2 protein-coding genes are annotated in these 2,599 nt (G+C 33.6%); one reads left to right on the top strand and one right to left on the bottom strand.

Going from position 1 to position 2,599, the window contains the following annotated elements; translation table 11 throughout:
- Window positions 1–587: 587 nt before the first annotated feature.
- Window positions 588–1,523 (bottom strand): Hsp33 family molecular chaperone HslO, encoded by a 936-nt coding sequence (gene hslO / locus F6K13_RS27815; RefSeq protein ID WP_124144065.1) that lies wholly within the window; start codon window positions 1,521–1,523, stop codon window positions 588–590.
- A 417-nt stretch (window positions 1,524–1,940) separates the two neighbouring features.
- On the opposite strand from hslO, the gene F6K13_RS27820 reads away from it, so the two are divergent.
- On the top strand, window positions 1,941–2,339 hold the full coding sequence (locus F6K13_RS27820) for a hypothetical protein (RefSeq protein WP_124144064.1): 399 nt from the start codon (window positions 1,941–1,943) through the stop codon (window positions 2,337–2,339).
- Window positions 2,340–2,599: the final 260 nt, after the last annotated feature.

Below are 2,599 nucleotides of genomic sequence, written 5' to 3' on the forward strand. Positions count from 1 at the left end.
CTTCATCTGGCGTAGTGTCCGTATACGGTCTATTGTTTTGTATTTTTCATTCATATACACTACTTATCCCGAACAGCAAGCAACAGATATATTTCATGCTTAATGACTTTCCGGTTGGTTTAGCCTGTGGGTAAGCCTTTATCTAAAATATTAAATTTAGGCTTCAATTATCTGCGGTTTATATTTATACACTATTTTGGGAAAAGATGCAACCTCAATATGAACAGAAAATTAATTGTTTGAGAAAACAATTAATACCAGGAGGTTTTACAAGTTTTTCAGTTGAAAAAATGAAAACAAAAACTTAGTTTTATCGCTAATATGGAAAACCCATATTTAATAATATGAAACCTATTTAACATGTATCCTATTTAACATTTATAAATTTATAATTATTATTCGTAATTATCTTTCGTAATTATCTGAAGCATCAATTTTTACAGAAAAATTAGCCCTCACATTTGATTTTCATTGCCGAACCTACGCCTCCCTTATTCTTGTGACCAAGGTATCAAATTGGTTCTATAAAGCTATGAATTCAGAAGACAACGATCAATTTCTATGTGTTCTGAATTCTTAGAATAAACTTATGAAGATGATTTATGTAGTTGTCCAACAGGAATTTCTGTGAAGGGTTGTTGTAAGTCCTCAATTAGTTGTATCAGGTCTTGTTTACTAGCTTGATATACTTCTCCACAAAATTCACAGACTGCCTGGGCACCATTGTCTTTTTCAATCATATCTTTTAGTTCATCAACGCCAAACATTTTTAAGGCTCCTAAAACTTTTTCAAAAGAGCAACCACAGTGAAAACGAACTATTTGACTTTCAGGAAATATATTTAACCCCATGTCCCCCAAAAGTTGTTGAAAAATTTCTGGTAACGTTTTGCCAGCTCTAAGTAATGGAGTGAAACCTGATAAGGAAGCTATACGAGATTCTAAGGTTTGAACTAATTCTTCATCTATAGCTGCTTTGGGCATAACTTGTAACAAAAGTCCTCCTGCTGCTTGTATACCCTCTTTATCTACATATACTCCTAGTACTAAAGCGGATGGTGTTTGTTCTGATGTAACTAAGTAATTAGCAATATCATCTCCAATTTCTCCAGATACTAGCTCTACCGTACTGGAATATGGGTAGCCATAACCTACATCTTTTACTATATATAAGAAGCCTTGGTTGCCTACTGCTTTTCCTACGTCCAATTTGTCAATTTTATTTGGTGACAGCTCAATTGTAGGATTGTCTACATAGCCTCTTACTGTTCCATCTAGTCCTGCATCCACAAGAACTCCTCCTAAAGGACCATTGCCTTGGACACGAATGTTGACTCTTGATTCGGGAGTTTTCATGCTAGAAGCTAATAATAGTCCAGCAGCCATTGTGCGGCCAAGAGCAGCAGAGGCCACCCAAGAAAGTTGATGTCGTTGTCTTGCTTCTTCAGTTAAGCGGGTGGTAATTACACCAACAACACGAATGCCACCTTCTGCTGCTGTCGCTCTAATTAGTCGATCTGCCATTGAAGTCCTTACATTTCTTAATAATTCTAATTGTTTTTATCATAACTCTGTTGGAATATTCCTGTTAAGTTTGTCAGATATTTATTATAGATGTAAGTAATGGTTATACATAATTTATGCCCTAGTTTTTGTATTAGTTTTATGCTTATTGTGTTAGTCTAAGTTGTTAGATATAATGATATATTATAGATAGTATTATTCAGTTATAAAACTTACGATGAATATTATCTTGAGAAATAATTTTTTGCTAAAATATCTAGTAATAAATTATAAAAATAAGTAAATTTGCTGCAAATTTTGGCTTCACTCATCCCTAATTATAGGGAAATAATGTTAACCTAGATGCTTGTAATTTTCTATTTTTGTTTGAGAAAGAGATACCAAGTATAAATTCAAATATTATATTACTATATTATTATGTTAGGTACTTTCCAAAAAAGCCATTTGCGGATTGAGATTGAAGCTACTGAAGCTACGATCAGAGAGAGTTTACTATGTTCATCTCAGTTACAAACATGGTTGTGGCCTCAACGCTTTTCTCCTGGACTACCAGAACAATTGTCTCAGGGTTTAGAGTTTAAAAGTATGGTTGGCCTAGTAGAAATTAAACATTATGTTGATGTAGTAGGGTCAAATTGTTTGAGGTTGTTACTTAGTCAAGGTATTGATGGATTTCACGAGTGGTATTGGGGAGATGGTTGGATACAATCTCGTTTAGAAGGAATATCTATGTTGCCTCTAAATTTAGGTCAGACTTTTAGTTTAGTTCGCTTGCGAGAGTTTTTAGCTACACCAGAAAAAGCTGTTAAGTTTTAAGTTATTAATTCTTAAAATATGGCAATTATTTCCATTTACAGTAAATTGCAAGTATAGCGCTACGCGTAAGGCAACAGGCAATAGGCAATAGGCAATAAGGAAATAAAAAGGGTTTCAGCTTCTATTGATGTCAAAAACCTTAATGCGTAGCGTTATATATACAGTTAAAGACATTAATAATAATACTTTTTTAATGCAGGAATCTTGCTCAGTATTGGTGTACCTTAACTTATATGAAATCTGCTGTATTTTTTATTTGG

Source organism: Okeania sp. SIO2B9 (genome assembly GCF_010672505.1).
GTDB lineage: Bacteria > Cyanobacteriota > Cyanobacteriia > Cyanobacteriales > Microcoleaceae > Okeania > Okeania hirsuta.

Coding starts and splice junctions, on each gene's coding strand:
- F6K13_RS27820 (WP_124144064.1), top strand. CDS start 1,941: ATGTTAGGTACTTTCCAAAAAAGCCATTTGCGGATTGAGATTGAAGCT.
- hslO (WP_124144065.1), bottom strand. CDS start 1,523: ATGGCAGATCGACTAATTAGAGCGACAGCAGCAGAAGGTGGCATTCGT.